The following is a 231-nucleotide window of genomic DNA, read 5'->3' as shown; positions in this document are numbered from 1 at the left end:
CGAATATCGTCAACAAGATCGAATCGGTCGCCGGTGGCGACAACTTCGAGAAGCTGACCCTCGGCGACAACACCGTCACCACCTCGGTTACCGATGAACCGGGTAGCGGCGGCGGTACCGGCACTGGTAACGAAGGCGACAAGGTGTCGGTCACCATCGTCAGCAATGGCGATGTCACCGAAGATCAACAGCCGTCGTTCACCGTCAAAGTCAGCCAGAAGCTGGATCAGG

1 protein-coding gene is annotated in these 231 nt (G+C 58.4%); it reads left to right on the top strand.

Annotated features, from left to right (window positions below; genetic code table 11):
* On the top strand, window positions 1-231 hold a 231-nt coding region (locus L6D77_RS27225; protein WP_236170251.1), incomplete at both ends, for a hypothetical protein.

This window comes from Pseudomonas parasichuanensis (assembly GCF_021601385.1).
Lineage (GTDB): Bacteria > Pseudomonadota > Gammaproteobacteria > Pseudomonadales > Pseudomonadaceae > Aquipseudomonas > Aquipseudomonas parasichuanensis.
This window is presented reverse-complemented; position numbering and strand designations above follow the sequence as displayed.